General features: G+C 69.1%; 31 protein-coding genes and 1 pseudogene. 22 read left to right on the top strand and 10 right to left on the bottom strand.

Features of this window, described 5'->3' with window-relative positions; genetic code table 11:
- Positions 1-16 precede the first annotated feature (16 nt).
- Entirely contained in the window at positions 17-253 is a 237-nt protein-coding gene (locus FHG10_RS04430) for an SHOCT domain-containing protein (RefSeq protein ID WP_152352135.1), read from the bottom strand.
- Positions 254-414: 161 nt separating this feature from the next.
- Here FHG10_RS04430 and FHG10_RS04425 point away from each other — a divergent pair, with 161 nt between their 5' ends.
- Together FHG10_RS04425 and FHG10_RS04420 are read left to right on the top strand one after the other, a co-directional pair.
- Complete coding sequence (locus FHG10_RS04425; protein ID WP_227488029.1) at positions 415-1,128, top strand: response regulator transcription factor; 714 nt, start codon at positions 415-417, stop codon at positions 1,126-1,128.
- Between the two features lie 67 nt (positions 1,129-1,195).
- Positions 1,196-2,272, top strand: coding sequence for a sensor histidine kinase (locus FHG10_RS04420; RefSeq protein ID WP_122942837.1), 1,077 nt, complete (start codon positions 1,196-1,198; stop codon positions 2,270-2,272).
- A 27-nt stretch (positions 2,273-2,299) separates the two neighbouring features.
- Here FHG10_RS04420 and FHG10_RS04415 read toward each other — a convergent pair whose 3' ends face one another.
- From FHG10_RS04415 to FHG10_RS04400, 5 genes are all read right to left on the bottom strand, one after another.
- Positions 2,300-3,067, bottom strand: coding sequence for a cytochrome c biogenesis CcdA family protein (locus FHG10_RS04415; RefSeq protein WP_152352134.1), 768 nt, complete (start codon positions 3,065-3,067; stop codon positions 2,300-2,302).
- A complete protein-coding gene (locus FHG10_RS18450) occupies positions 3,067-3,312 on the bottom strand; it encodes a TlpA family protein disulfide reductase (RefSeq protein WP_319803201.1) in 246 nt (81 codons plus the stop codon). The genes FHG10_RS04415 and FHG10_RS18450 overlap by 1 nt, the downstream gene beginning before the upstream one ends.
- Complete coding sequence (locus FHG10_RS18445) at positions 3,309-3,566, bottom strand: TlpA family protein disulfide reductase (protein ID WP_319803200.1); 258 nt, start codon at positions 3,564-3,566, stop codon at positions 3,309-3,311. Before FHG10_RS18445 ends, FHG10_RS18450 begins: the two co-directional genes overlap by 4 nt.
- Positions 3,567-3,721: 155 nt before the next feature.
- Positions 3,722-4,270, bottom strand: coding sequence for a CueP family metal-binding protein (locus tag FHG10_RS04405; protein ID WP_227488028.1), 549 nt, complete (start codon positions 4,268-4,270; stop codon positions 3,722-3,724).
- Between the two features lie 104 nt (positions 4,271-4,374).
- Positions 4,375-4,959: a YdhK family protein gene (locus tag FHG10_RS04400; protein ID WP_122942833.1), complete on the bottom strand. Its 585-nt coding sequence runs from the start codon at positions 4,957-4,959 to the stop codon at positions 4,375-4,377.
- Positions 4,960-5,179: 220 nt separating this feature from the next.
- On the opposite strand from FHG10_RS04400, the gene FHG10_RS04395 reads away from it, so the two are divergent.
- Positions 5,180-5,590 carry a four-helix bundle copper-binding protein gene (locus FHG10_RS04395; protein ID WP_152352133.1) on the top strand — a complete coding sequence of 137 codons (411 nt, stop codon included), beginning with the start codon at positions 5,180-5,182 and terminating at the stop codon, positions 5,588-5,590.
- A gap of 411 nt (positions 5,591-6,001) precedes the next feature.
- On the opposite strand, the gene FHG10_RS04390 is transcribed toward FHG10_RS04395, so the two are convergent.
- Positions 6,002-6,430, bottom strand: coding sequence for an arsenate-mycothiol transferase ArsC (locus tag FHG10_RS04390; RefSeq protein ID WP_152352132.1), 429 nt, complete (start codon positions 6,428-6,430; stop codon positions 6,002-6,004).
- 23 nt (positions 6,431-6,453) lie between these two features.
- On the bottom strand, positions 6,454-7,545 hold the full coding sequence (gene arsB, locus FHG10_RS04385) for an ACR3 family arsenite efflux transporter (RefSeq protein WP_152352131.1): 1,092 nt from the start codon (positions 7,543-7,545) through the stop codon (positions 6,454-6,456).
- A gap of 81 nt (positions 7,546-7,626) precedes the next feature.
- Here arsB and FHG10_RS04380 point away from each other — a divergent pair, with 81 nt between their 5' ends.
- From FHG10_RS04380 to FHG10_RS04330, 12 genes and pseudogenes are all read left to right on the top strand, one after another.
- Positions 7,627-7,992 (top strand): ArsR/SmtB family transcription factor, encoded by a 366-nt coding sequence (locus FHG10_RS04380; protein WP_152352130.1) that lies wholly within the window; start codon positions 7,627-7,629, stop codon positions 7,990-7,992.
- A gap of 26 nt (positions 7,993-8,018) precedes the next feature.
- Positions 8,019-8,201, top strand: a pseudogene (locus FHG10_RS04375) (arsenate reductase/protein-tyrosine-phosphatase family protein); the annotation flags it as partial.
- Between the two features lie 406 nt (positions 8,202-8,607).
- Positions 8,608-8,778 (top strand): hypothetical protein, encoded by a 171-nt coding sequence (locus FHG10_RS17900; RefSeq protein WP_193636196.1) that lies wholly within the window; start codon positions 8,608-8,610, stop codon positions 8,776-8,778.
- Between the two features lie 40 nt (positions 8,779-8,818).
- Entirely contained in the window at positions 8,819-9,934 is a 1,116-nt protein-coding gene (locus FHG10_RS04370; protein WP_152352129.1) for a hypothetical protein, read from the top strand.
- Positions 9,935-10,070: 136 nt separating this feature from the next.
- Positions 10,071-10,250: a hypothetical protein gene (locus FHG10_RS04365; RefSeq protein WP_152352128.1), complete on the top strand. Its 180-nt coding sequence runs from the start codon at positions 10,071-10,073 to the stop codon at positions 10,248-10,250.
- Positions 10,251-10,351: 101 nt separating this feature from the next.
- Positions 10,352-10,783, top strand: coding sequence for an Hsp20/alpha crystallin family protein (locus tag FHG10_RS04360; RefSeq protein ID WP_152352127.1), 432 nt, complete (start codon positions 10,352-10,354; stop codon positions 10,781-10,783).
- A gap of 220 nt (positions 10,784-11,003) precedes the next feature.
- On the top strand, positions 11,004-11,288 hold the full coding sequence (locus FHG10_RS04355; RefSeq protein ID WP_152352126.1) for a GlsB/YeaQ/YmgE family stress response membrane protein: 285 nt from the start codon (positions 11,004-11,006) through the stop codon (positions 11,286-11,288).
- Positions 11,289-11,695: 407 nt separating this feature from the next.
- Entirely contained in the window at positions 11,696-11,998 is a 303-nt protein-coding gene (locus FHG10_RS04350) for a hypothetical protein (RefSeq protein ID WP_152352125.1), read from the top strand.
- A gap of 64 nt (positions 11,999-12,062) precedes the next feature.
- A complete protein-coding gene (gene ilvD / locus FHG10_RS04345; protein WP_152352124.1) occupies positions 12,063-13,838 on the top strand; it encodes a dihydroxy-acid dehydratase in 1,776 nt (591 codons plus the stop codon).
- Positions 13,839-13,924: 86 nt separating this feature from the next.
- Positions 13,925-14,674: an MBL fold metallo-hydrolase gene (locus FHG10_RS04340; protein WP_152352123.1), complete on the top strand. Its 750-nt coding sequence runs from the start codon at positions 13,925-13,927 to the stop codon at positions 14,672-14,674.
- A 131-nt stretch (positions 14,675-14,805) separates the two neighbouring features.
- On the top strand, positions 14,806-14,985 hold the full coding sequence (locus tag FHG10_RS04335) for a hypothetical protein (RefSeq protein ID WP_152352122.1): 180 nt from the start codon (positions 14,806-14,808) through the stop codon (positions 14,983-14,985).
- A 168-nt stretch (positions 14,986-15,153) separates the two neighbouring features.
- Positions 15,154-15,531, top strand: a complete 378-nt coding sequence (locus tag FHG10_RS04330; protein WP_227488027.1) for a GNAT family N-acetyltransferase — start codon at positions 15,154-15,156, stop codon at positions 15,529-15,531.
- A 61-nt stretch (positions 15,532-15,592) separates the two neighbouring features.
- Here the strand turns inward: FHG10_RS04330 and FHG10_RS04325 are convergent, their stop codons facing one another.
- Positions 15,593-16,003, bottom strand: coding sequence for a hypothetical protein (locus FHG10_RS04325; protein ID WP_152352120.1), 411 nt, complete (start codon positions 16,001-16,003; stop codon positions 15,593-15,595).
- 391 nt (positions 16,004-16,394) lie between these two features.
- On the opposite strand from FHG10_RS04325, the gene FHG10_RS04320 reads away from it, so the two are divergent.
- The 6 genes from FHG10_RS04320 (at position 16,395) to FHG10_RS04295 (ending at position 22,182) form a co-directional block, all read left to right on the top strand.
- Positions 16,395-17,690 carry an aspartate aminotransferase family protein gene (locus FHG10_RS04320; protein WP_152352119.1) on the top strand — a complete coding sequence of 432 codons (1,296 nt, stop codon included), beginning with the start codon at positions 16,395-16,397 and terminating at the stop codon, positions 17,688-17,690.
- Positions 17,690-18,853, top strand: coding sequence for an ectoine hydrolase (doeA, locus tag FHG10_RS04315; protein WP_152352118.1), 1,164 nt, complete (start codon positions 17,690-17,692; stop codon positions 18,851-18,853). The genes FHG10_RS04320 and doeA overlap by 1 nt, the downstream gene beginning before the upstream one ends.
- A gap of 12 nt (positions 18,854-18,865) precedes the next feature.
- Positions 18,866-20,257 carry an NAD-dependent succinate-semialdehyde dehydrogenase gene (locus FHG10_RS04310; protein WP_152352117.1) on the top strand — a complete coding sequence of 464 codons (1,392 nt, stop codon included), beginning with the start codon at positions 18,866-18,868 and terminating at the stop codon, positions 20,255-20,257.
- Between the two features lie 217 nt (positions 20,258-20,474).
- Positions 20,475-20,885, top strand: coding sequence for a hypothetical protein (locus tag FHG10_RS04305; RefSeq protein ID WP_152352116.1), 411 nt, complete (start codon positions 20,475-20,477; stop codon positions 20,883-20,885).
- A gap of 669 nt (positions 20,886-21,554) precedes the next feature.
- Positions 21,555-21,758 carry a cold-shock protein gene (locus tag FHG10_RS04300; RefSeq protein WP_152352115.1) on the top strand — a complete coding sequence of 68 codons (204 nt, stop codon included), beginning with the start codon at positions 21,555-21,557 and terminating at the stop codon, positions 21,756-21,758.
- Between the two features lie 214 nt (positions 21,759-21,972).
- Positions 21,973-22,182 (top strand): CsbD family protein, encoded by a 210-nt coding sequence (locus FHG10_RS04295; RefSeq protein ID WP_152352114.1) that lies wholly within the window; start codon positions 21,973-21,975, stop codon positions 22,180-22,182.
- Positions 22,183-22,320: 138 nt separating this feature from the next.
- On the opposite strand, the gene FHG10_RS04290 is transcribed toward FHG10_RS04295, so the two are convergent.
- Complete coding sequence (locus tag FHG10_RS04290; protein ID WP_152352113.1) at positions 22,321-22,899, bottom strand: helix-turn-helix transcriptional regulator; 579 nt, start codon at positions 22,897-22,899, stop codon at positions 22,321-22,323.
- Between the two features lie 94 nt (positions 22,900-22,993).
- Between FHG10_RS04290 and FHG10_RS04285 the strand changes: the two genes are divergently transcribed.
- Entirely contained in the window at positions 22,994-24,127 is a 1,134-nt protein-coding gene (locus FHG10_RS04285) for an NAD(P)/FAD-dependent oxidoreductase (RefSeq protein WP_152352112.1), read from the top strand.
- Positions 24,128-24,236 lie beyond the last annotated feature (109 nt).

Genomic DNA, 24,236 nt, shown 5'->3' with positions numbered 1-24,236 from the left:
GAGTGAGGGGGTGGTGTCATGGCCGAAATGCGTTCAAGACCAGTCGTTGCCGTTGCTCGAACTCGTCGGCCGTGATCTCTCCTCGAGCCAGGCGCAGGGAGAGTTCCCCGATCGCCTCGTTCTCGTCCCGAGCGCGTCGGGGGCGCCCGGGCAGCACGGTGCGTGCCAGCAGCAGTGCCGAGGCCCAGAGGAGAACGAGGAGACCGGCGACCATCGCCCACATCAGCCACGACATCGCATCGGTCGGCATCATCGAGGGTCTCCCTTGGTCGAGTACGTACGCGGCACGGTCCACATCAGATTCCCCCGGGGCGGGCGAAGTTCTCGTCGAGAGTTCCTCAAGATCTGGTCCAGATAGTCCGTCTGCGCCTCCGTAGACGCGCGGTGTCCAGGAACGGAGACCAGACTGGAGCCATGAGGAGCGAAGCGGATCGAGCAGCGGCGATGGTTCTCGTCGTCGAGGACGAGGTCGCGCTGTCGGACGTGGTCCAGGCGTATCTCGCGAAGGCCGGCTACGCGACTGCGAGCGCGCGGAGCGGTCCGGAGGCGGTGGAGGCAGCCCGCACTCTGTCACCGGACGTGATCGTCCTCGATCTCGGCCTGCCCGGGCTCGACGGTCTGGAGGTGATGCGCAGGATCCGCGCCTTCTCCGACTGCTACGTGCTGATCACGACGGCACGGTCAGAGGAGGTGGACCGCCTGGTGGGGCTGTCGGTGGGGGCGGATGACTACCTCACCAAGCCGTTCAGCGTGCGTGAGCTCGTCGCTCGGGTCCAGGCCGTATTGCGCAGGCCCCGCGCCGATTCCGGGACGGCGTCTTCGGACACAGTGCGCACTTTTGGAGAGCTCGAGATCGACACAGCTGCCCAGGAGGTGCGGCTCGCCAGCCGGCCACTTCCGCTGACCCCCACCGAGAGGGGACTCTTGATGACCCTGGCGCTCAGTCCTGGCCAGGCCTTCAGTCGCAGAAAGCTGATGGAGGCCGTCTGGGGCGACAGCTGGATCGGAGACGACCATCTCGTCGATGTGCACATCGCCAACCTCCGACGAAAACTCGACGAGACGGCTGAATCTGCACGGTTCGTCACCACGGTGCGCGGTATCGGATACCGGATGGGGAAGGGGTGAGCTCGTGACCGCACCGAATACATCTGTGCGAACGGTTCGCCCTAGCACCAGCTTGGCCTCGCGCCTGATGATCGGCCAGCTCATCGTGCTGCTCGCCGGCGCGCTCACCATCACGGTGCTGACGGTGATCATCGGGCCCGCCGTCTTCCACTACCACCTGCTCCAGACCGATCTCCCGGTGGGCAGCGACGAGCTCGTCCACATCGAACGCGCCTACCGTGACGCGCTCGCACTTGCCCTCGGGGTCGGACTGGTGGTCTCCCTCCTGGCCGCCGGCCTGGTCACCTGGAACCTGGCACGACGACTCCGCCAGACGCTTCACGGCCTCACCTCGGCTGTCGATGAACTGTCCCGCGGCCACTACTCCACGCGCGTGCCCTCCGTCGGAGCCGGGACCGAACTCGACTCCCTGGCCGCCACGCTCAACGACATGGCAGCGCGCCTGGACGCCGTCGAGGAGACCCGACGCCAACTGCTCTCCGACCTCGCCCATGAGCTGCGCACCCCCATCGCCACCCTCTCGGCACATCACGAGGCCATGGCCGATGGCGTCATCGAGCCGGAGGCAGCCATGCCCATCCTCGCCAGCCAGACCATGCGACTTTCGCGGCTGGCTGACGACATCAGTGAAGTGTCCCGGGCCGAGGAGGGCCAGCTCCCGGTACAGCTGCACCCCCTCACCGTCGACGACCTGCTGGAGTCGATACTCCCGGCATGGGATGAACGGTTCGAGACAGCGGGCGTGGCACTACGACGAGAAACGGCCCTGCCCCACTCCGTGACGATCCACGCGGACCCGGACCGCCTCGCCCAAGTCCTCGGAAACCTGCTGAGCAACGCTCTACGGCACACTTCCCCCGGAGGCACCGTCACGGTCTCGGCAGCCACCCACGGCAGCACGGTGGAGATCACGGTAGCGGACGACGGCGAAGGCTTCACCAATGAGGACCGGTCACGCCTGTTCGAACGGTTCTTCCGCGCCGACAGCTCACGCACCCGTGACAACTCCGGCTCAGGCATCGGCCTGACGATCAGTCGAGCCCTGGTCGATGCGCACGGCGGGACCGTGGCCGCGGCCAGTGAGGGCCCAGGACGGGGCGCCACCTTCACCATACGGTTGCCGCGAGCGATCACTGATCGCTGAGCCGGCCGCGTACGGCGGGCTCAGCTCTCAGACGATCGTGGTGAAGGTGCCGATCCGCACCTGCAGCAATGCCATCCACTGCTCCCACACGCCGGTGACCAGCAGGAGTCCGATGGCGATGAGCACGGAGCCACCGACGATCTGGAGCGTCCGGCGATGCCGGGACAACGCTCGGGAGATGCCCAGGGCACGCCGAAACACGAGAGCGAAGAGGATGAACGGGATCCCGAGCCCGATCGCATAGCCGAAAGCCAGGAGAGCGCCGCGACTGGCGGAGGCCTCCCCGAGGCTGAGCGCCGCGACTGCGGCGAACGTCGGCCCGATGCACGGGGTCCACGAGAAGCCGAACGTGATCCCGAGCAACGGGGCGCCGGCGAGTCCGGCATCGGGGCGCTTCCGGATCCGTTTCTCACCGGAGAGGCGGGGGAAGATTCCCACAAACACCAGGCCCATGAGGATCACCAGCACCCCGGAGATCCGATTGATCGCTGTTGTGTACTGAATCATCAATGACCCGAGTGCACCGACGAAGCCGCCGATGACCAGGAACACCGTAGTGAAGCCCGCGACGAACAGCACCGCTCCGGTGACCAGGCGCCATGGCCGTTCCCCAGGATCGCCGGTACGGCACGGCCCGGCGTTCTGTCCTGTGAGCCCGGTGATGTATCCGAGGTAGCCGGGGACCACAGGAAGCACGCACGGAGACAGAAACGCGACCAGACCAGCCACGATCGACAGCAGCAGGGCTGCGGCCAGGGGTCCGCTCAGCACGGTGGTGGCGAACAGTTCACCCATCAGGCGGCCTCCGCCAGCACGGTATCCAGGAGGCTCTCGAGGGTGCTCTGGTTGGCCGCGCCCGTGATCCGGGCGGCTACTCGTCCTTCAGCATCCAGGATCAAAGTCGTGGGGACGGCGTTGGGCGAGACGCTGCCGTCCATGGAAGAGATGACGACTCCGTCGGGATCGGGGATCGAGGGGTAGGTGATGCCGAAGGTCGTTTCGAACGCGGCGGCCGGCCCCGCTTGGTCGCGGGTGTTCACGCCCATGAATGCCACTCCCGGGCGTTGTATTCGCTATGCACGGCCTTCAGCGCGGGGGCTTCGAGCCGGCATGGTGGACACGAGGCGTACCAGATGTTGAGCACCAAGGGTGCGCCGCGCAGCGCCGTGGAGTCGAAGTCGTCGCCGTCGTAGGTGGTTCCCTGGATCGCCAGAGGATCGGCGCGTCCCTCTGGGGGGATCTCGACGACGACGCCATCGCCGGAGACGTACCCGGCGTTCGCCTCACTCGCCACATCTGAGGAATTGCTGCACGCCGCAAGGACGGGGGCGAGGACGAGCAGGCTCCCGCCCAGTCGGAGCGTGGTCCGACGACTCAGGCCTGGTGTGACGCTCCGCCCAGCTGGGCCGACCACCGAGTGCCAGAAGGCGGACCGGGTGTTTCGCCTGCTCACGTCAGTTGGAGACTGGTCAGACAGGTCAGATCATCCTCCGCCTGGGTCGAGATGGACGCGGTCCCTGTGTAGTCCTCGAGGGTGCACGTGAGCTCCGCGGTGATCCCGCGCGGCAGCCAAAGACCGAGGAACCCGTTGTCATGCGTGGTGCGAGGGCCCTCCGCAAGGACGTCGCCCGAGCCGCTGTCGACCACGCTCACAGTGAGCTCGCGGCTGCGCAGTTCCCCGCGGCAGGTGGTCAGGCTGTGGAAGGCGCACTCGTGGGTGGTCTCCACGAACGGGGCCACCGACAAGTAGAACTGGTCCTCGGGAAGGGGCAGCTCGGCCTCTCGCCCTGCATCGTCTTGGAGCTGAAGAGACGTCGCGGTGACGCTGGCGATCAGGTCCTGCGGTCGTTCAGCCACCGGGAGCGCTTCGAGCCTGTCGATGATCTCGTGCGCGTCCGCGTCGGCGAAGCCATGTTCCTGGAGCAACTCCTGATCACTCGTGACGGATGCGGGCTCGGACCCGCCGGTCCCGCAACCGGCGACCACGAGCGGGAACAAGCCAGCACCGATCAAGACCGATCGCCGGGGCAGCCGCACAGTGCGACGACGCGGCCCATCCCCGGAGGAGGCGAATGCACTTCGAGGGCTCGACGGGGTGGTCATCACGCAGGCTCGATCTCGCTCTCGACGACCCACTTGTGGTTCGTCATCATCATCCCGTCGGCCTCGTAGTCGACCATGTACACAGTCTCCTCGGTGGCACTGTCGATGGTGGCTTCAGCACCCTCCATACCCGCCATGTGATCAGCGGTGATGACCACCTCGGTGCCCTCTGCCAGCGGTGCCTTGCCCGGGTTCTCGAGCTCCTCGTGGACGACCCACTTGTGGTCAGTGACCGGCTCGCCGCCGTCGGTCGGGGTGAAGCTGACCGAGTAGGTCGTGGTGTCGAAGGCACCGGAGATCGTCGCTGTCGCTCCCTCCATGTCCTCCATGTGGTCCGCCGTGAGCGTCACCTCTGTGCCGACTGGGAACTCGGGATCCTCCGCAGGCACCATCCCCTCAGGCGCAGGGCCGCCATCCATCGGGTGCTCCATGCCCCCGTGGCCACCACCATCGGACGCCTCCGATGCTTCGGACCCACCGGACGTCTGACCGTCGTCAGACCCGTTGTCGGTGCATCCGGCAAACACAATCGCACCGGTGAAGACGACGGCCGCGAGACGGCCGAAAGAGCGACGAGAACGCATTATTACTCCTAGTCAGAGGACATTTTGCGCCAGCCTACGACCCTCAGATCAAGGTCTCCTCAAGGTCAGGTTTGGACTTCTTGAGCACAGCGCTGACCAGTCGGCCCGCACTGCCTGCGAACGAACGGTCTGCTCGCTTCCGTCATTGGTGACGCCCCGGCTACCGTCGTCAGAGCGGGCCGGTATCCGCGGTCTGTTCGGAACGAGAAGGAGCACGACCATGAACCATCACGTCGCCTCAATGCTTCAGACCTACCCGAAGGGCCTCGGCACCATCGACCAGCAGAAGCTCGCCGCATGCATCGAGGCCTGCTTCGAGTGCGCCCAGACCTGCACCGCCTGCGCGGACGCCTGCTTGGCCGAGGAAATGGTGGCGGAGTTGACCCAGTGCGTCCGACGGAACCAGGACTGCGCCGACGTCTGCGAGACGACCGGCCGGGTCCTCTCCCGTCAGACGGGTAAGAACGTCGCCCTCAACCGTGCACTGCTCGAGGCGTGTCAGGCGGCGTGCCAGTCCTGCGCCGAGGAGTGCGAGAAGCACGCCGAAATGCACGAACACTGCAAGATCTGCGCCCAGGCTTGCCGTCGCTGCGAGCAGACCTGCACCGAGCTGCTGGCCTCGATCAGCTGACGACGCTGCCTCTGCACGCAGAGGGAGCCCCGACCGGTGGTCGAGGCTCCCGCTGCGCTGGCGTTGTGGCGTGCGGTCAGCGGAAGGTGACGAAGGTCGGCGAACCCCACGCACACCCGGCCCGTATGGCGGGGAGTGCCTGCCTGCTGCGTCCGCGGGACGAGCAGGGTGTACACGGTGCGAGAACCATGTCGGCGACCGATCGGTGTCGAAGCGCGGTCTCGCCTGCGCGAGCGCCGAGGCGCTGGTAGGCGCGCTCTATTGACGGGTCCGGCATCCGGGGCAAGGAGCCGAGAGCCGCGTTCTCAGAGGTGGGCGGCAGCGGCCGGGCCGATGGGACCAGGGTCGATGACGACCAGGGAGGCGAGTTCGATGCGGTGACGAGGTCGGGCGGTGTCGCTGCGGGTGCGCTCAGTTCGCGGTAGGGGTGAGGTCGTTCAGGAGTGCACGGACGCGGGCGTCGATGTCGTCGCGCACCAGGCGCATGCGCTCCATCCCTTCGATGCCCCGCTGGGAGGGCTCATCGGTGTGCCAGGTGGTGACCGGCGCGGTCATTCCCTCAACGGGTTCGATGACGGCTTCGCCGCCGATGACGATCACGTGGTCGACGCTGCGCAGCAGCTCGGGGGTGACCGGCTGCGGGACGGCGGAGGACATGTCCGCGCCGACCTCGGCGATCGCCTCCGCGGACTGGGCATTGATGGCGGTGCCGGGGCGGGTGCCGGCGGAGTGCACCTCGACGGCATCTCCGGCGCGGTGGCGCATGAGGGCGGCCGCCATCTGGGACTTGCCGCCGTTCTTCACGCACACGAACAGGACTGCGGGGCGTTTCGCGGTCATGGTGGCTCGATCTCTCTGCTGGTTCATCGGGTGGGAACGGTCTCGTCGCCGGGGAAGAGCCGGCGGCCCATGGCGAGAGCGACGTAGACGAGGGCGACGAGGACCGGGACCTCGATCAGGGGGCCGACGACACCGGCGAGGGCCTGGCCGGAGGTGACGCCGAATGTGCCGATGGCGACGGCGATGGCGAGCTCGAAGTTGTTGCCCGAGGCGGTGAACGCGACGGTCGTGGACTTGGCGTAATTCAGGCCGATCGCCCGTCCGAGCAGGAAGGATCCCAGGAACATGACCACGAAGTAGACCAGCAGCGGCAGGGCGATGCGGGCCACGTCGCCCGGGGCGGAGAGGATCGCGTCGCCCTGGAGAGCGAACAGCAGCACGATGGTGAACAGCAGCCCGTACAGCGCCCACGGGCCGATCCTCGGGAGGAACCGCTCCTCGTACCAGGCCCGACCCTTCGCCTTCTCCCCGAGGACGCGGGTCAGGAACCCGGCGACCAGAGGGATCCCGAGGAAGATCAGCACGCTGAGGACGATCGCGCCGATCGAGAATTCGGCCGACGTGGTCGGCAGCCCCAGCCACGACGGCAGCGCCTGGAGGTAGAACCAGCCCAGGGCTCCGAAGGCGATCACCTGGAAGACGGAGTTGATCGCGACCAGCACGGCGGCCGCCTCTCGGTCACCGCAGGCGAGATCGTTCCAGATGAGCACCATCGCGATGCAGCGCGCGAGGCCCACGATGATCAGGCCGGTCCGGTACTCCGGCAGGTCGGCAAGGAAGATCCACGCGAGGCCGAACATGAGTGCCGGTCCGACGAGCCAGTTCAGCACCAACGAAGTCACCAGCAGGCGTCGGTCAGCTCCGATTCTCCGGGTCTCGTCGTAGCGGACCTTCGCCAGGACCGGATACATCATCACCAACAGCCCGATCGCGATGGGCAGGGACACAGACCCGATCTTCACCGCCTCCAGCGCGGTGTTCAGGCCGAAGACGAACCGCCCCAGCAGGAGCCCCACGGCCATGGCGGCCAGGATCCATACCGGGAGCCAACGATCGAGGAAGGACATTCCCTTCATCACGCGCGGCTGCTCTACATCCTTGGTGGTCGTACTCATCAGACCTCGGCACCTTCCATCGACGGTTATCGATGAGTACGCTATGTTCCGCATCGATGACTGTCAATGTAAGGTGAGGGCATGACCACGACGACCGACGCCACAGCCACCGGATTCGCGGCGAGGACCGGCTCTGAGGAGTGCTGCTCGCTGTCCGCAGGTCCGGTCGAGACCGTCGACGCCGAGCGGATCGCGTCCCTGCTCAAGGCGCTGTCCGACCCCACGCGCCTCCGGCTTCTCTCCCACGTCGCCGCCCAGGGCTGCGAGTCGGTCTGCGCGTGCGATCTCACCGAGCCGCTGGGCATCAGTCAGCCCACCGTCAGCCACCACATGAAGAAGCTCGTCGACGCCGGCCTGCTCACACGCGAGCAGAAGGGTCGTTGGGCGCACTACTCCGTCGTCCCGTCAGCCTTTGCCGAACTCCGCGCGTTCCTCGACATCGCCTGAACCTCACCCCCGGTCGGGAGGCTCCCATGACCGCTCGCCCCAGCGTCTTGTTCGTCTGTGTCCACAACGCCGGTCGATCCCAGATGGCAGCCGGGTGGCTGAGGGAGCTCGCCGGGGACCGCATCGAGGTCCGCTCCGCCGGGTCTGCGCCCGCCGACTCGATCAACCCCGCAGCGGTGGAGGCCATGGCGGAGGTCGACATTCCAGTCCAAGGTTGAGGAAAGCCGAGAGCACGTGTGGCTAGGGCTTCTGGAGACACCATCCCCAAGGAACAGATGCCGACTCCTCTCGAACACCTCTTGACAGCAACGCGATGGTGTCCGTCGCGCTTCGGGTAGCAGTAGGAGCCCTCTGACCTGCTTGTACACGCTCTGCGGCTGATGCTCTGGCGGACCTTTAATCCGCGGGTCGAGGGTTCGATCCCCTCCGGGCCCACCAGTTCAGCCCCGGTATGTAGTGCTACACATGTGGCGATGGTGTAGCCGATGGTGTAGCCAGAACACCCGAGCTTGGTCCAGTCCTAGCTCAGGTGTAGCCCAGGGGTCACACATCGGCATTCTGCTGTTTCGCGCAGAACAGACTCCGCGTGTCCCACCCCGGGGCCAGACTTTACCCATGACGAGCATGCGTGAGCGGGACGCGGAGTGGGCGCACGAGGTGCGGGTCAGGATCGAGCAGCGGGTGCACCCGTTCGTCGAGCCGCCCGTCCCGACGGCCGACGACGAGTGGGCGCAGCGTGGCGAGGAGTCGCAGGATCTGGGCGGTTGGGGGCGACGTAGTAGCTGAGAGACTGGGGGCGACCGTTTGAGGGAGTTGGAGGTACACGATGACAGACGGCTTGACCCGTGGTGTGCGAGTGCTTTTGGTGTCGGATCCGGGGCTTCCGACTCGGCGCGCACGGTCCATCGAGGATGAGCTTCAGGAGCATTTGAATGAGGTGTTCAGTCCGCCGGTGGAGTTGCATACGCGCACGTCGATGCTTCGCCTACGGCCGGATAACTCTCTCGACCTCAGCGATGCAGTGCAGCTTGCGGAGGAGTACGAGCGCCCGGACGTGGTACTGCTGTTGACGGAGATTCCTCGCCTCACTGACGGGAGGCCCCTGATCGCGGAGATCTTCCCCGACGAGCAGGTGGCGGTGATCTCGTGCCCGACCCTCGGAGCGTTCGCCAGCCGGCAGCGCATTCTGGACACCCTCATGGACTGCATTCTGAAGATGAAGCCCGTGAACGAGGGGAGCGGAACGTCGCAGTTCGGCCGATCCTGGCTTCACTGGAGTGACGCTGGAGAAGCGGGGGCCCACTCGACTCTCCATGCCAGCCCGGCGGTCGGTGGGGTGCGGACCGTTCTGGGGATGGTCGCCGGCAATGAGCCACGGAAGACCGCTCCACGGCTCTCGAGTGCGCTGGCAGCGGCCTCAGCGACCGGGGCGTTCGGGATCTTCTACAGCTCGATCTGGGCCATGTCTACGTATCTCTCGATGCCGCGCCTGGTCGGCATCGGAGCCTTGGCAATAGGTGCGATGGTGCTGTGGTTGATCGTCAGCAATGGCTTGTGGGATTCGCCGAGACGAAGCGGTTTGGCTCGGGTTGTCCTGCTGTACAACCTCTCCACGGTCGGGACGCTGCTGCTCTGCGTGGTAGCGCTCTACCTGGCTCTCGTCCTCCTGATCCTGGCTGGCGGGCTGATCGCCATCTCGCCGGATTACATGGCCACGATCATCCGGGAGTCACCTACGTTCGGGAACTATCTGGACATCGCGTGGCTCAGTGCGGCAATGGGGGTCGTCGCTGGTGCACTCGGCTCGAGCTTCGACCATGAGACCAACCTCCGCACCCTCACGCACGGGCAGCGCGAGCGCCAGCGCCGATATACCGAGGAGAAAGAGCGCGACTCGCGCTCTGTCGAGAGCTCGGGCAGCCACGATCGCCCGTCCACCTGAGCGGCCTCGCCCGCCGGTGCGGTATCGCTCCACCAGCGACCACCGGATTGGTTCGGTCGCATGCTTTCCCGATGCCCGTGTTTCGCTCTACCCTCGTCATCCGGCCGCAGTTGGATGTAGGGAAGGAGGGAGCGATATGAACGGCGAACCGCGTGAAACCCGCCTTGATGTGCCTCTCGAGGATGCGCAGGAACAGGCGGTGTCTGCGCTGGACGAGGACCAAACTTTGCAGGGGCCGGTCGGTTCCCACGACGCCGACCCGGTCGACGTCCTCGAGCAACGCGAAGAGGTTCCGATCGATGAGGAAGAGGTCTAGCACTCTCGGGAGGAGAGTGCTAATCTGGCCGCACTTGAGCGGGGGACGCTCAAGACGCGCAGGCCGCTATGGGAGCGGCCTCCGACAGGAAGGAGACTGACATGGCCACCTATGATCCGCTCCGAGACCTGGAGCGCTTTGCCTCCACCGTCCTCGAGTCCGGCCGCCGCGGCCCGCGGCAGATGCCGATGGATCTGTACCGCAAGGGTGATCACTACATCCTCTCGGCAGATCTGCCTGGCATCGATCCCGGATCCGTCGACGTCGACATCGACGGGCAGCTGCTGACGATCCGCGCCGAGCGCACCCTCACCACGGACGAGGATGCGCAGTGGATCACCAGAGAGCGCACCAGCGGGAGCTTCTTGCGTCAGCTCAGCCTGGGACAGGGACTGGATACGGAGAAGATCTCTGCGACCTACAACAACGGCGTTCTCAGCGTGATGATCCCGATCAGCGAGAAGGCCAAGCCTCGCAAGATCGAGATCTCGACCGAGAACACACCTCAGCAGATCGAATCCACCACCACCTGACTGACCGGTCTCACTCATGGGCGGGCCCTGTCGCTTCGGCGACAGGGCCCGCCCTCGTTTCCGGCTTGCGCGCGCGGAGCGGGCGGTTGCCTCCGATTCAAAGGGGCCTTCTATGTGTGCTTTCGATCACTCGGGGTGTGACGGAAGTGCGCGCTGGTGCGTCCCCGTAGGGGTCGCATTGTCGGCCCGTCCCTGTCCCTAGTGCATTGGAGTGTGCATCATGGGCTTCATCGGAGCTCTCATCTGGTGGCTGGTCATCGGCGCGATCATCGGTCTGATCGCTCGCGCGGTCATGCCCGGCAAGCAGGCCATGGGCATTGGCACGACCATCGTTCTCGGTGTCGTGGGCGCGCTCGTCGGCGGCTTCATCGGCGGGCTTTTCGGATCCAAGGGCGTCAGCGGTGTCTTCGCGGATCCGTGGAGCGTGTGGACGATCGTGCTCTCCGTCATCGGCGCATTGATCGTCATGGTCGTCTACGGTCTGGCCGCAGGTCGGCGCCGCTGAGCTACTCAGGAGGCGACGGGGCGCCCCCACCCCGATCGTGAGGTCAGGATGGGGGCGCTTCGAATGGCGGGAGTGGCTGCTCCCGCGACGTGGAGGCCTCCCCGACGGTCCATAGAAGAAGCCACCTTCCACGAAGGCCAGGCACGAAGAATGCCCCCGCCTCCCAGCTACCGAGAACGGGGGACGTTTTCGAAGTGCGCCACTCCAGAGGCGGATCTCCCGGGCTTCAATCAAGAGAGCCACCGAAGGCCACTCCACGGCGCGCGGGACATTCGTGGGGGCAAGTCCGACACTTCACAGGAAGCGCCCGCGCCCCGTGGAAGGGGGTGGGGGCACCCGGGCGGGGGCGACGCCCCCGCTCTGGGCGGCCAGCGCCTGCCCGGGTACTAGCCGCCTGCGGTCAGGCTATGTCTGCGGCTGCGCTGGCGGGCGCGTTCGTCCTCGCCACGCTCGACATCCTCATCGTGAACACCGCCTTCAGCTCGACCGGACGGGAGCCGGGCGGCGGGATCTCCGCGCTGCTGTGGATGGTCGACGGGTACGCGCTGGTGTTCGCGTCACTGCTGTTGTGCGCCGGGAACCTCTCGGACTGCGTCGGGGCTCGGCGCGCGGTGGAGGCAGGGATCGTCCTGCCGTCGTCCTGGCAGCCGTGCTGTCGGCGCTCCGGATCGGCGCGACCGAGCGCCCCATGGCCGCCTGAGGTCGCGTAGGGCGGGGGATCCTCCGCTCCCGTGCCCCCTGACATGATCGCGCTCACGTCCTAGAGTCGAGGGCATGACCGCCCCCGGGAACACCGCCGATTCCGACCCCACCGCCGCCGATCCCACCGCCGCCGATCCCGTTGCCACCGGCACCGGCGCCTCGCGACTGAAGCCCCGCAGTCACCAGGTCACCGACGGGCCCGACGCGATCGTCTCGCGCGGGATGCTCCGCGCCGTGGGCATGGGGGACGAGGACTGGGACAAGCCGCAGATCGGCGTCGCCAGCTCCTGGAACGAGATCACCCCGTGCAATCTCTCCCTGGACCGGCTGGCGGGCGCCGCGAAGGACGGCGTGCACGCCGCGGGCGGCTACCCCCTGCAGTTCGGCACCATCTCCGTATCCGACGGCATCTCGATGGGCCACGAGGGCATGCACTTCTCCCTGGTCTCGCGCGACCTGATCGCCGACTCCGTCGAGACCGTGATGAGCGCCGAGAGGCTCGACGGCTCCGTCCTGCTCGCCGGCTGCGACAAGTCCCTGCCGGGCATGCTCATGGCCGCCGCACGGCTGGACCTGGCCAGCGTGTTCGTCTACGCCGGGAGCATCATGCCCGGCCACGTGGACCTGTCCGACGGCACCTCGAAGGACGTCACCATCATCGACGGCTTCGAGGCCGCCGGGGCACTGGCCCGCGGCCGCATGAGCCAGGCCGACGCCGACCAGATCGAACGCCGCATCTGCCCCGGCGAGGGCGCCTGCGGAGGCTTCTACACCGCCAACACCATGTCCACCGTCGCCGAGGCGATCGGGATGTCGATCCCCGGCTCGGCGACGCCGCCGTCGGCCGACCGGCGCCGCGACGCGGACGCGCGACGCGCCGGCGAGGCCGTCGTGGAGATGCTGCGCCAGGGCATCACCACCCGCGACATCATGACCAAGCCCGCCTTCGAGAACGCCATCGCCGTCGTCCAGGCCTTCGGCGGCTCCACCAACGCCGTGCTGCACCTCATGGCGATCGCCCACGAGGTCGACGTCGACCTGACGCTCGAGGACTTCGCCCGCATCGGTGCGAAGGTCCCTCACCTGGCGAACCTCAAGCCCTACGGCCAGTACGTCATGAACGACGTGGACCGCGTCGGCGGTATCCAGGTCGTCATGCGCTCCCTCCTCGAGGCGGGCCTGCTCGACGGCGACTGCCTCACCGTCACCGGCCGGACGATCGCCGAGAACCTCGAGGTCCTCGACCCGCCCGAGCCCGACGGGAAGATCCTGCGACCGGTGTCGGACCCGATCGCGCCGACCGGCGGCATCACGATCCTCCACGGCTCCCTCGCCCCCGAGGGCGCGGTCGTGAAGTCCGCCGGCTTCGAGGGCGACGTCTTCGAGGGGACCGCGCGCGTCTTCGATCGCGAGAAGCCCGCCCTGCAGGCCCTGCGCGACGGCACCATCACCCACGGCGACGTGGTCGTCATCCGCTACGAGGGCCCCAAGGGCGGCCCCGGGATGCGCGAGATGCTCGCGATCACCGCGGCGATCAAGGGCGCCGGCCTGGGGAAGGACGTGCTGCTCATGACCGACGGACGCTTCTCCGGCGGCACCACAGGCCTGTGCGTCGGCCACATCGCGCCGGAGGCCGTGGACGGCGGGCCGATCGCCTTCGTGCGCGACGGCGACCGGATCCGCCTCGAGGTCGCGACGGGGAAGCTGGACGTGCTGGTGGACCCCGAGGAACTCGAGTCCCGCAAGGAGGGATGGGCGCCGCTGCCACCGAAGTTCACGAAGGGTGTCCTGGCCAAGTATCAGAAGCTCGTGAAGTCCGCGTCGCGCGGTGCGATCCTGGGTGACTGACATCGCCGACCGGCGCGCCGCCTACCAGCGCGTCGCGGTGCCTGTCCGTGCTGCGCGCCCCGTCCGAGAACCGGAGGACCCCTGCCATGCGTGAAGTCGCCGACGGAGTGTTCTTCTCCTCCGGATGCGGATCCAACTGGATCCTGCTGCGCGAGGACGACGAGCTCACCCTCGTGGACGCCGGCTACCCCGGGGATGCTCCGCAGGTCGCGGACGACGTGCGCCGACTCGTCGGCAGCCCCTCGAAGGTCCGCGCCGTGCTGGTCACCCATGCGCACGTCGACCACATCGGCACCGTGCCCGGCCTGCTGAGCCACTGGGACGTGCCCGTGCTCGCGCATCCCGACGAGATCCCCGCCCTGCACGGCGAGGTCCACGACCAGGCGGGCGCGCGCGACGTGCTCGCCAACCTCTCCGCCCCGCACATGGCGCGGTGGATCCTCACGGTCCTGCGTGCGGGCGGGCTCTCCCACGTGGCCGTGCCGTCGGCCTCGCCGCTGCCTCTGGGTGGGCCCCTCGACCTCCCCGGGCATCCCGAGCCCGTGGCCTCGCCCGGCCACAGCCTCGGGCACGCGGCATTCCTGCTGCGGGACGCCGGGATCCTCCTCAGCGGCGACGCGCTGATCACGGGGCATCGGCTCTCCGTGGTCGACGGCCCCCAGATGCTCCCCGAGTTCTTCGCGCGGGATCCGCAGGCGGCGCTCGACGGGCTCGATGTGTTCGCCGACCTGCCCGTCGGCCTGATCCTCCCCGGGCACGGGAACCCGTGGCAGGGGAAGGTGCGCGAGGCCGTGGAACGCGCCAGGGTGCGGAGCGCATCGCAGACGTTCCGCTGAGCCGCGAGAACGACGGGCTGCACAAGCGCTCGATGAGGCGCGGGCGGCACCGGTCGCCGAAGGGCGGTGTTCAGCCTCCGCCACGGTGGGATTCAGGGAGACCGCAGAGCGCCCTGATCGAGTACCGGACCATGAGACTCTCCCACCTCGTCCACGCCGCCCGCCATGCCCTGCGGACCCAGAAGGGGCGGCAAGCCGCAGGGAGCGCTGCGGACGCCGTCGCGGGCGCCGCCCGGAAGCGCGCCCCCGCGCATGCCCAGAAGATCGACCGGGCCCACCGGTCGGCACGCGGCTACCTCGACCGCCGCTGAACAGGCTCGCCTCACGCCCTCACGCCCTCACGCGCTCGCCGGGGTCGGTAGGGTGCGCGCCTGGACGCACCGGACCCCGCCGCAGGACTGCGCATCCACCCCTGCGGGGAGGACGATGCGCGTGCGCTCACCGCCCGTGAGCCCGTGGGGAAGGACTATGCGTCCCCCGTGTTCGCCGCCCAGCAGCAGGGGCTGTGCCTCTTCCTGGTCGCGTGGATCGGTGAGGTCCCCGTCGGCTCGGGGGAGCTGGTGTGGAAGCAGGTGCCGGAGCTGCGGAACCTGCACGTCGAGGCGGGTTTCCGCAGCAGAGGCGTCGGCTCCGCGCTGATCGCGGCGGCCGAGGATGCCGCACGACCGCTGGGCCGGATCGGTCTCGCCGTCGGTATCGACAATCCCGATGCGCGACGCCTGTACGAGCGGCTCGGTTTCGCGGCGACCGGCGAGTCGGAGACCTGCACCTACGAGTACGTCGACGACGAAGGCGTGCGCCGCAGCGCCACGGAGACCTCGCAGAGACTCGAGAAGGAGCTCCCTCGGGCTCTCTGACGCGGAGACTCCGACGCGGCGGCGTCCCCGCGACCTGCCTAGGGACGGCGGCCGCCCGCCCTCACCTCCGGGGCACGACGTCCTGCAGCGCAGTGAGCACCGCATCGCGGTCCACGCGGGTGCCGAACACGCGCACGTCCTCGTGCACGACTCCGCGCTCTGCGGCGACGACCTCGCGCACGTGCCGTTCCACCGCGGCGAGGGTGGGGCCGTGCACGGCGGTCGCCGGTTCGAGGACCACGCCCACGGTCGCCGGGCCCTCCTCGTAGTACAGGAACATCACGCGCTGGGAGGGCTCCCCGAACAGGCGGTGCTGCGCACCCTCCGGGAGGGCGCCGAGCGCATCGAACAGCAGCGCCTGCGCCTCCGCCCGCGAGTTCGGGCCGCTGCGCGGGCTGCCGGGCACGAGGGCCAGCTCGCCGCGCGCGACCCGCAGCGCGATCTCGGCCAGGTGGGGTCCTGTCTGCGCCATCGTGGTCGCCTCCTCCGTCGCGACGTGTGATGGCTGCCACCCTACGTGCGCTCGCATGCCTCGGGAAGGTCGGGGCGCGAGCCATGTGCACCCACGGCGCGCCGCCGCGGCGCACGCCGACCCGCACCGCTCGGGCGCACGCCGGCCCGCGCCGGGCGGACACGCCGGGGCCCCGATCCCCGGATGTATCGAGAAGGACCCCGCGCAGGTGGGAGCGCGGAACCGCCCGACCCCTCGGCACCGGGGGACAGACCCTGCTTGACGGGGGCGGCATCGGGGGTCGAGGGTGCGTCATAAGGCGGTTCTCGATTCGGGGCCGCCTTCGTCGATCCCGGACACAGTGGTCCGGATCGACGTCCTCTCGCACGTCGCCGAAAGCGAGGCATATGCCATGGACACTGCAGCCTTCGAGCAGCACGAATCCGAGATCCGCGGCTACTGCCGCAACTACCCGACCGTCTTCGCCTCCGCGTCCAACGCGCGCCAGGTCGACGAGGACGGCACCAGCTACATCGACTTCTTCGCCGGCGCCGGCGTCCTGAACTTCGGGCACAACAACCCGAGGATGAAGGAGGCGCTGATCGACTTCATCAGCAACGACGGCGTCGCCCACAGCCTCGACACATACACCACCACCAAGCGGGACTTCGTGCAGAAGTTCCAGGACGTCATCCTCGCCCCGCGCGGCATGGACCATCGCATGCAGTTCATGGGCCCCACCGGCTCCAACGCCGTCGAGGCCGCCATGAAGCTCGCCCGCCGCGCCACCGGCCGCCGCGAGATCGTCGCGTTCAGCCACGGCTTCCACGGCATGACCCTCGGCTCCCTCGCCGCGACAGCCAACCACGCCTTCCGGCAGTGGGCGGGCGTGCCGCTGGACAACATCGTGCGCCTGCCGTTCGAGACCGCGCCGGGCGGGGACACCGCGATCGCCGAGTACCGGGAGGCCCTGCTGGACACCTCGAGCGGGCTCACCGCACCTGCCGCGTTCCTCCTCGAGCCGATCCAGGCCGAGGGCGGCGTCAACGTGGCCAGCGCCGCCTGGCTCCGCTCCGTCCAGGACCTCGCCCGCGAGGTCGGCGCGCTCGTGATCTTCGACGACATCCAGGCGGGCATCGGCCGCACCGGCAGCTTCTTCTCCTTCGACGGGATGGACCTGGACCCCGACATCATCACGCTCGCCAAGGGCCTGGGCGGGTTCGGCACCCCGATCGCCATGAACCTCAACAAGCCCGAGGTCGACCGGCACTGGTCGCCCGGCGCGCACACCGGGACCTTCCGCGGCCAGGGCATGTCCTTCGTCGCGGGCACCGTGGCCCTGGACTACTTCACGGACGACGCCTTCGGGAAGGAGGTGACCGCCAAGGGGCAGGTGATGCGCGACCGGCTCGAGCAGATCGCCGCGGCCCACCCCGAGCGGGGCTGGGAGGTGCGCGGCAAGGGCATGATGCAGGCCGTGGACACCCTCGAAGGCGCCTTCGCCAAGAAGGTCCAGGACGAGTGCTTCGCGCGCGGGCTGCTCATCGGTCCCTGCGGCCAGGACGGCCGGGTCGTGAAGCTCATCCCGCCGCTGACGATCCCCGAGGACGACCTCGCCGCAGGCCTCGACATCCTCGCCGAGGCGATCGACGCCGCCGCGGCGGCGATCCCCGCCGCGAAGGACGCCGGCCTGGAAGGCGCCCGCTGATGCGCCGGCGCGAGGACATGACCTTCGCGCCCGAGGAGTACGAGCGCCGCCTGGACGGCCTGCGCAGCCGCATGGCCGAGCGCGGACTGGACGCGGTCGTGATCTCGGACCCTGAGAACCTCATGTACCTCACGGACTACCAGACGACCGGGTACTCCTTCTTCCAGGCGCTCGTGGTGCCGCTGACGGACGATTCCGTGTTCGTCACCCGCGGCATGGAGGAGTCCAACGTCATCCACCGCACCTGGGTGGACCGCACCCGGCCCTTCCCCGACGACGGCGACGCCATCGCCACCCTCGTGGGCCTGCTGAAGGATCTGGGGCTCGGCGACGCCACGGTGGGCTTCGAGCGCAACAGCTACTACTTCCCGGCCTACCAGCAGGACCGCATGCACGAGGCCTTCGGGCACGGGCTCGTGGACTGCTTCGGAATCGTCGAGGAGGGGCGCCTGCGCAAGTCTCCGGCGGAGATCGAGGTGATGGGCCGCGCGGCGCGGGCCGCCGAGGCCGGCTGGGCGGCGGGCGTCGAGGTCGCCGTCCCCGGGAATACGGAGAACGACGTCGCCGCGGCGATCGCCTCCGCGATGTTCCGGGCGGGCGGCGAGTTCCCCGCGGTCATGCCCTACGTGACCTCGGGGCCGCGCTCGATGATCGGGCACGCCACCTGGGAGGGCCGCATCATCCAGCCCGGTGAGCACGTCTTCCTCGAGATCGGCGGCTGCTACCGCCGCTACCACGCGGCGATCATGCGCACCGTGGTCAACGGCGGCCTCACCGACTCCATGCACGAGGCGCAGGAGACGATGAAGCGGGCGCTGGCGGAGCTGCGCGGACTCATGAAGCCCGGCGTCACCGTCTCCGAGGTCGACGAGCTCACCCGCGCCGTCATCGAGGACAACTCCGTGGGCGCGCACCTGATCACCCGCGCGGGCTACTCGATCGGCATCGCCTTCCCGCCCAGCTGGGACGAGGGCTACATCCTTTCCCTCATGAGCGGGGACCGGCGCGAGCTCGAGGAGGGCATGACCTTCCACCTCATCCCCTGGATGTGGGGCGTGGACGGCGACAAGACCTGCGGGATCTCCGACACCGTCCGCATCACGGCCGACGGCTGCGAATCCCTCTTCCACGTCCCCGAGGACTTCACCGTCCACTCCGCCTGAGAGGAGCACACCATGAGCGAACAGACCGCCAGCGTGCTGACAGCCATCGACCCCACCACCGGCGACGTCGTGCGCGAGGTGCCCGCCGCGACGCCCTCGCAGATCAGCGGGATCGTCGGCCGCGCCCACGACGCCTTCACGACCTGGAAGGAGACCACCTTCGCCGAGCGCTCCGCCGTGCTCCGCGCCGTCGCCGCGCACATGCGCGAGCACGTCGAGGAGCTCGCCCCGCTGATGACCCAGGAGATGGGCAAGCCCATCGGCGAGGCCAGGGGAGAGGTCAACAAGGCCGCCTGGGCCGCCGAGCACTACGCCGACCACGCCGAGGAGTACCTGGCCGACGAGCACATCGCCTCCGACGCCACCTCCTCCTACATCCAGCATCTGCCGCTCGGGCCGGTGCTGGGCGTGCTGCCCTGGAACGCACCCTTCTGGATCGCGTTCCGCTTCGCCGCCCCCGCGCTGATGGCAGGCAACACGTGCGTGATGAAGCACGACCCGCACGTGCCCGGCTGCGCGGCCGCGATCGGTGAGGTCTTCCGGGCTGCCGGCGCACCGGAGGGGATCTTCCAGGTCCTCCAGGCGCGCACCGAGGACGTCGAGCAGGCGATCCGCGATCCGCGCATCGCCGCGGTCTCGTTCACCGGCTCCGACCGGGCCGGCGCCAAGGTCGCGTCGATCGCCGCCAGCGAGATCAAGCCGGCGGTCCTCGAGCTCGGCGGCTCCGATCCCTGCATCGTCCTGGCCGACGCCGACCTCGAGGAGGCCGCCAAGGTCTCCGCGCTCTCGCGGATCATCAACGCCGGCCAGTCCTGCATCGCCGCCAAGCGCGTGATCGTCGAGCGCTCGGTGCACGACGAGTTCGTGGAGCTGCTGCGCGCGCAGCTCGAAGCGCTCACCGTGGGCGACCCCCGCGAGGACACCACCCAGGTGGGGCCCATCGCCCGGGAGGAGCTGCGCGAGAACCTGCATCGACAGGTCGCCTCGTCCGTCGAGGCAGGTGCACAGCTCGTGCTCGGGGGAGAGATGCCCGACGGGCCCGGGTTCTTCTATCCGGTCACGCTGCTCACCGGCGTGCAGCAGGGCATGACCGCGTGCACCGAGGAGACCTTCGGGCCGGTCGCCGTGGTCGTCGCGGCCGACGACGCGGACGATGCGATCGCGATCGCGAACGACACCCCCTACGGGCTCGGCTCCTCGATCTGGACCGAGACCGCGCGCGGGGAGGCCCTCGCCCGCCGCATCGAGGCCGGGCAGGTCAGCGTCAACGGGATCGTGAAGACCGACCCGCGCCTGCCCTCGGGCGGCATCAAGCGCTCCGGCTACGGCCGGGAGCTGGGCCCCCACGGCATCCGCGAGTTCGTCAATGCCCAGCAGGTCTGGGTGGGTCCCGCCGTCGGCTGACCCCGCCGTCGGCATCGCCGCGCCGTCACCGTCGGTGTCGCCGTGCCGTCACCGTCGGTGTCGCCGTACGGGCGGGTTTGCGGACCTTTCGCGACCGTGAAAGGTCCGCAAACCCGCGCAGAACGTCCCCAAGGCCTGCCCGGCCGCCGGCGCGGTGATGCAGCGGTGACGGCATCTGCCGTGGTCACCTGCGCGGAGCGTCGGGCATACTCGCTCCATGGCCCAGCCTGAATACCCGTGCTCCGTTGCCGCACCGTCCCCGTCCGCTCCGATCTCGTCCGCGCCGACCGCGGCGAAGGCGTCGAACCCGCTGGGCATGGCGTCGCTGATCGTCGCGATCCTCCTCATCGCCCTCTCGACCCTGCGCACCGGGATGAACGTGCTGATCCCCTTCCTCGCGCAGAAGTTCGGCACGAGCTTCACCCTCCTGATCTGGGTGCCGACGATCATGCTCGGTCTCGTCGCGCTGGTGTCCGTGGTGCTGGGGGCCGTCGCGCTCTTCCAGCGCGGGCGCCGCCGCACGGCAGCGATCGTCGGCGTCTCCGTCAGCGCATCATGGCTGTTCACACTGGTGGGCGGCCAGATCCTCAGCGCGATCGTCACCGCGGTGGCGGCAGCGGGCATGTGACGCTCAGCCCGTGACCGTGACCGTGACCGTGACCGTGACCGTGACCGTGACCGTGACCGTGACCGGGTCCGTGACGGGGAGTCGCGGGGCTGCTGCGCGGGCGGCGGCGGGCGGCGGCGATCATCGGCGTGAGCACCAGCCTCTCGTGGCTCGTCATCGAGGTCGGCGGTCACCTGATCGCCCCCATTGCGATGCAGATCTCCCGTGCGCTGATCTGACGTCCCGCTGTGGGGCCGGCGGCGGTGTCGATGTCCCGGACCCATCGGGCCTGGACGGGGCGGTGCGCGCTCATGAGGGCGAGCGAGATGGGGCAGGTGCGGACGCCGCGGGGAATCTTCGGCATGATCCACGCGGCAAACCCCTCGTGCGATCCGGATCCATCGGGTACGCTCGAAACAACAGCGCCGATCGAGCGCACGGCCGACCGTCAGGACATCTTCACCCGCAGCACCATCACCCCCTGCAACCGACCGTGGCGTCGCAGGTCCATGGAGGACCTCCGCAGCGCACTCGGCAGCTCATCCGGATGAGGCGACTCGCCCCATCCCCACGTTCTCCCCATGACGAACCGCAACCCTCGGGTCCGGTCCGCCGTGGGGGCGCACGGCGGAGATCTCGTCGTGACCGCACAGAGGGCATCTGCTCTCTGCACACCGAAGGAAAGACTGCATGACTACAGGCACCGTGAAGTGGTTCAACTCCGAGAAGGGGTACGGCTTCATCGCCCCCGACGACGGCTCGGCCGACGTCTTCGCCCACTTCAGCAACATCGCCGGCTCCGGCTACCGCAACCTCGAGGAGGACCAGAAGGTCTCCTTCGACACCGAGCGCACGGATCGCGGCCTGACCGCGACCAACATCCAGCCGGCCTGAACCTCCTCCTGAGCTGAGGGGCGGGTCCGCCCGCCGCCTCGTTCCGGGAGTCGCACGCAGCGCGTGCACCGCGCCCCGTCCCCCGCCCTCGCCGGCGGGAGGCGGGGCGCGACCGCGTTCAGGCGCTGGCCAGGCGGAACCCGCCCGCCGTCCGGTCTGCGTCCCTATACTCGGAAGGGTACGAGCAGGACATCCGACAGCGAGGGAGGCACCGATGAGTGCGGATGAGAAGTTCGAGAACACGGCCGACAAGCTCGGCGGCAAGGCCAAGGAGGGCCTGGGGAAGGTCACCGGCGACAAGGAGGCCGAGTCCGAGGGCAAGGCGCAGCAGACGCGTGCCGGCCTCGAGGACAAGGTCCAGGACGTCAAGGACTCCGTGAAGGGTGCCCTGAACGGCCTCACCGGCAAGAAGGACGGCGAGTAAGAACCGCCGCCCCGGGGCCCAGCGCTCCGCCAGGAGCCTCGCGCTCCGTCTCGAGCCCCCGTCCGGCGCATGCCGGGCGGGGCTCCTCGCTTCTGCGGCGACGGGCGGGGGTCTTCGCGTCTCCGGCGATCGGGACGCTCAGCCCGCCGGGGCCGACGGGGACCCGCCGTGCTCGCGCCGCGCCTCCCGGTCGAAGACGCCCAGCACCTCGCAGGGCCTGCCGCCCTCGGCGCCGATCGCGTGCGGAAGCATGGTGGGGAACTCTGCCGCCTGGTTCTTCTCGACCCGGAGCCGACGGTCTCCCAGCAGCAGCGTCGCCGTGCCCGAGAGCACCACGAACCATTCCCGTCCCGTGTGCGCCCGCATGGCGGAGGGCGCGGTGGGCGGCTCCGTGAGCCGCTGCCGGATCACGGAGAGATCCGGTTGGCCGCGGATCGACCAGCGCATCGATCCTCCGGGGCCGTCCAGGGCGGGGCTGGAGATCACATCCTCGGTGCCGGAGTCCACGAGCTCGTCCAGGGTCGTGTCCAGGGCGCGGGCCAGTGTGATCAGCTGATCGAGGGCGAGGCGTCGCGTGCCGCCCTCGATCCGGCTGAGCGTCGACGGGCTCATCCGGGCCCGCTGCGCCAGATCGTCCAGCGACCACCCGCGCGAGAGGCGCAGAGCACGGATCCGTTTGCGCACGAGGGTCTCGATCGCCCCATCTTCTTGCGTCATGAGCAAGAGCGTATGCCGAAAGGGCAAACCGTGCCTAGTGTCGATGTCGAGCACATCGATCGGCCCGCACCCGAGCGGGCCACCAGGAGGACCCATGGACACCCATCTCAGCACGGCGGACCAGGCCACCGGCCCCACGGTGGCGCGGACTGCTGACCGCGCGGCGGATCCCACGGCGGATCGCACCGCGGATCCCACGGCGGATCGCACCGCAGATCCCACGGCGGATCGCGCCGCAGATCCCACGGCGGACGTCATCGTCATCGGCGGCGGCGCGGCCGGCCTGAACGGTGCGCTCATGCTCGCCCGGTCCCGCCGCCGCGTGCTGGTGATCGACGCGGGGGACCCGCGCAACGCCCCGGCCGAGGGCGTCCACGGCCTGCTGGGCCGGGAGGGGATTCCGCCCGGCGAGCTCCTGGCCCGAGGTCGCGAGGAGGTCGAGGGGTACGGCGGCACCGTCGTGCGGGGACGGGTCGCCTCGGTGCGGCCGGACTGGCCGGTCGACGGCGTCGAGGGAGGATTCGACGTCGTCCTCGAGGACGGCCGCGCGCTGCGTGCCCGGCGCCTCCTGGTCGCGACCGGCGTGCGCGACGAGCTCCCGGCGATCCCGGGCCTCGCCGAGCACTGGGGGAGCGGCGTCGTCCACTGCCCCTACTGCCACGGCTGGGAGGTGCGCGACGAGCCGATCGGGATCCTCGCCTCGGGCCCGATGTCCGCCCATCAGGCCTGGCTGTTCCGACAGCTCAGCGACGACATCGTCTACTTCGCGCGCGGCACCGCCCTGGACGCGCGGACCCGCGCCAGGATGTCCGCGCGGGGCATCCGCGTGGTCGACGAGGACGTCACCGAGGTCATCGGGGAGGGGCCGACGGGCATCACCGGTGTGCGCCTGGCCGACGGCGAGGTGGTCCCGCGCCGCGTGCTCGCCGTCGCCACCACCATGACCCCGCGCCTCGACGGCCTCGAGGGGCTCGGCCTGCGCGCCGAGGAGATCCCCGGCATGGGCGCGAAGGTGCCCTCCGGTGCGGCCGGGGCGAGCGACGTGCCCGGCGTCTGGGTCGCGGGGAACCTCTCCGACCCGACCGCCCAGGTGGGCGCCGCGGCCGCGGCGGGCGCTCTCGCCGGCGCCCACATCAACGCCGATCTCGCCGCGGCCGACACCGAGGCCGCGCTGCGCGCGCGCAGCGCGGTCGCCCGCCCCGTCGTCGGCCCCTCCCTGCTAGCGTGAGCGGCACCGAGGGGAGTCCCGGCAAGGGGCTGAGAATCCACTGGTCACGCGAGGCGCCCGAGCGCTGGGCGAGGACGGCGTGGAGACCCTGAGCACCTGATCCGGATCA

The organism is Brachybacterium subflavum (assembly GCF_009299795.1).
Taxonomy (GTDB): Bacteria; Actinomycetota; Actinomycetes; order Actinomycetales; family Dermabacteraceae; genus Brachybacterium; species Brachybacterium subflavum.
The sequence above is the reverse complement of the archived record's forward strand: the minus strand, read 5'-3'. Positions and strand labels throughout refer to the sequence as shown.

Coding starts and splice junctions, on each gene's coding strand:
- FHG10_RS04350 (WP_152352125.1), top strand. CDS start 11,696: ATGTCTGCGGCTGCGCTGGCGGGCGCGTTCGTCCTCGCCACGCTCGAC.
- FHG10_RS04320 (WP_152352119.1), top strand. CDS start 16,395: ATGGACACTGCAGCCTTCGAGCAGCACGAATCCGAGATCCGCGGCTAC.
- FHG10_RS04400 (WP_122942833.1), bottom strand. CDS start 4,959: ATGCGTTCTCGTCGCTCTTTCGGCCGTCTCGCGGCCGTCGTCTTCACC.
- FHG10_RS04380 (WP_152352130.1), top strand. CDS start 7,627: ATGACCACGACGACCGACGCCACAGCCACCGGATTCGCGGCGAGGACC.
- doeA (WP_152352118.1), top strand. CDS start 17,690: ATGCGCCGGCGCGAGGACATGACCTTCGCGCCCGAGGAGTACGAGCGC.
- FHG10_RS04390 (WP_152352132.1), bottom strand. CDS start 6,430: ATGACCGCGAAACGCCCCGCAGTCCTGTTCGTGTGCGTGAAGAACGGC.
- ilvD (WP_152352124.1), top strand. CDS start 12,063: ATGACCGCCCCCGGGAACACCGCCGATTCCGACCCCACCGCCGCCGAT.
- arsB (WP_152352131.1), bottom strand. CDS start 7,545: ATGAGTACGACCACCAAGGATGTAGAGCAGCCGCGCGTGATGAAGGGA.
- FHG10_RS04430 (WP_152352135.1), bottom strand. CDS start 253: ATGATGCCGACCGATGCGATGTCGTGGCTGATGTGGGCGATGGTCGCC.
- FHG10_RS04335 (WP_152352122.1), top strand. CDS start 14,806: ATGAGACTCTCCCACCTCGTCCACGCCGCCCGCCATGCCCTGCGGACC.
- FHG10_RS04285 (WP_152352112.1), top strand. CDS start 22,994: ATGGACACCCATCTCAGCACGGCGGACCAGGCCACCGGCCCCACGGTG.
- FHG10_RS04425 (WP_227488029.1), top strand. CDS start 415: ATGAGGAGCGAAGCGGATCGAGCAGCGGCGATGGTTCTCGTCGTCGAG.
- FHG10_RS04295 (WP_152352114.1), top strand. CDS start 21,973: ATGAGTGCGGATGAGAAGTTCGAGAACACGGCCGACAAGCTCGGCGGC.
- FHG10_RS04305 (WP_152352116.1), top strand. CDS start 20,475: ATGGCCCAGCCTGAATACCCGTGCTCCGTTGCCGCACCGTCCCCGTCC.
- FHG10_RS04340 (WP_152352123.1), top strand. CDS start 13,925: ATGCGTGAAGTCGCCGACGGAGTGTTCTTCTCCTCCGGATGCGGATCC.
- FHG10_RS04310 (WP_152352117.1), top strand. CDS start 18,866: ATGAGCGAACAGACCGCCAGCGTGCTGACAGCCATCGACCCCACCACC.
- FHG10_RS04365 (WP_152352128.1), top strand. CDS start 10,071: ATGAACGGCGAACCGCGTGAAACCCGCCTTGATGTGCCTCTCGAGGAT.
- FHG10_RS04395 (WP_152352133.1), top strand. CDS start 5,180: ATGAACCATCACGTCGCCTCAATGCTTCAGACCTACCCGAAGGGCCTC.
- FHG10_RS04370 (WP_152352129.1), top strand. CDS start 8,819: ATGACAGACGGCTTGACCCGTGGTGTGCGAGTGCTTTTGGTGTCGGAT.
- FHG10_RS17900 (WP_193636196.1), top strand. CDS start 8,608: ATGACGAGCATGCGTGAGCGGGACGCGGAGTGGGCGCACGAGGTGCGG.
- FHG10_RS04420 (WP_122942837.1), top strand. CDS start 1,196: ATGATCGGCCAGCTCATCGTGCTGCTCGCCGGCGCGCTCACCATCACG.
- FHG10_RS04415 (WP_152352134.1), bottom strand. CDS start 3,067: ATGGGTGAACTGTTCGCCACCACCGTGCTGAGCGGACCCCTGGCCGCA.
- FHG10_RS04325 (WP_152352120.1), bottom strand. CDS start 16,003: ATGGCGCAGACAGGACCCCACCTGGCCGAGATCGCGCTGCGGGTCGCG.
- FHG10_RS04300 (WP_152352115.1), top strand. CDS start 21,555: ATGACTACAGGCACCGTGAAGTGGTTCAACTCCGAGAAGGGGTACGGC.
- FHG10_RS04290 (WP_152352113.1), bottom strand. CDS start 22,899: ATGACGCAAGAAGATGGGGCGATCGAGACCCTCGTGCGCAAACGGATC.
- FHG10_RS04355 (WP_152352126.1), top strand. CDS start 11,004: ATGGGCTTCATCGGAGCTCTCATCTGGTGGCTGGTCATCGGCGCGATC.
- FHG10_RS04360 (WP_152352127.1), top strand. CDS start 10,352: ATGGCCACCTATGATCCGCTCCGAGACCTGGAGCGCTTTGCCTCCACC.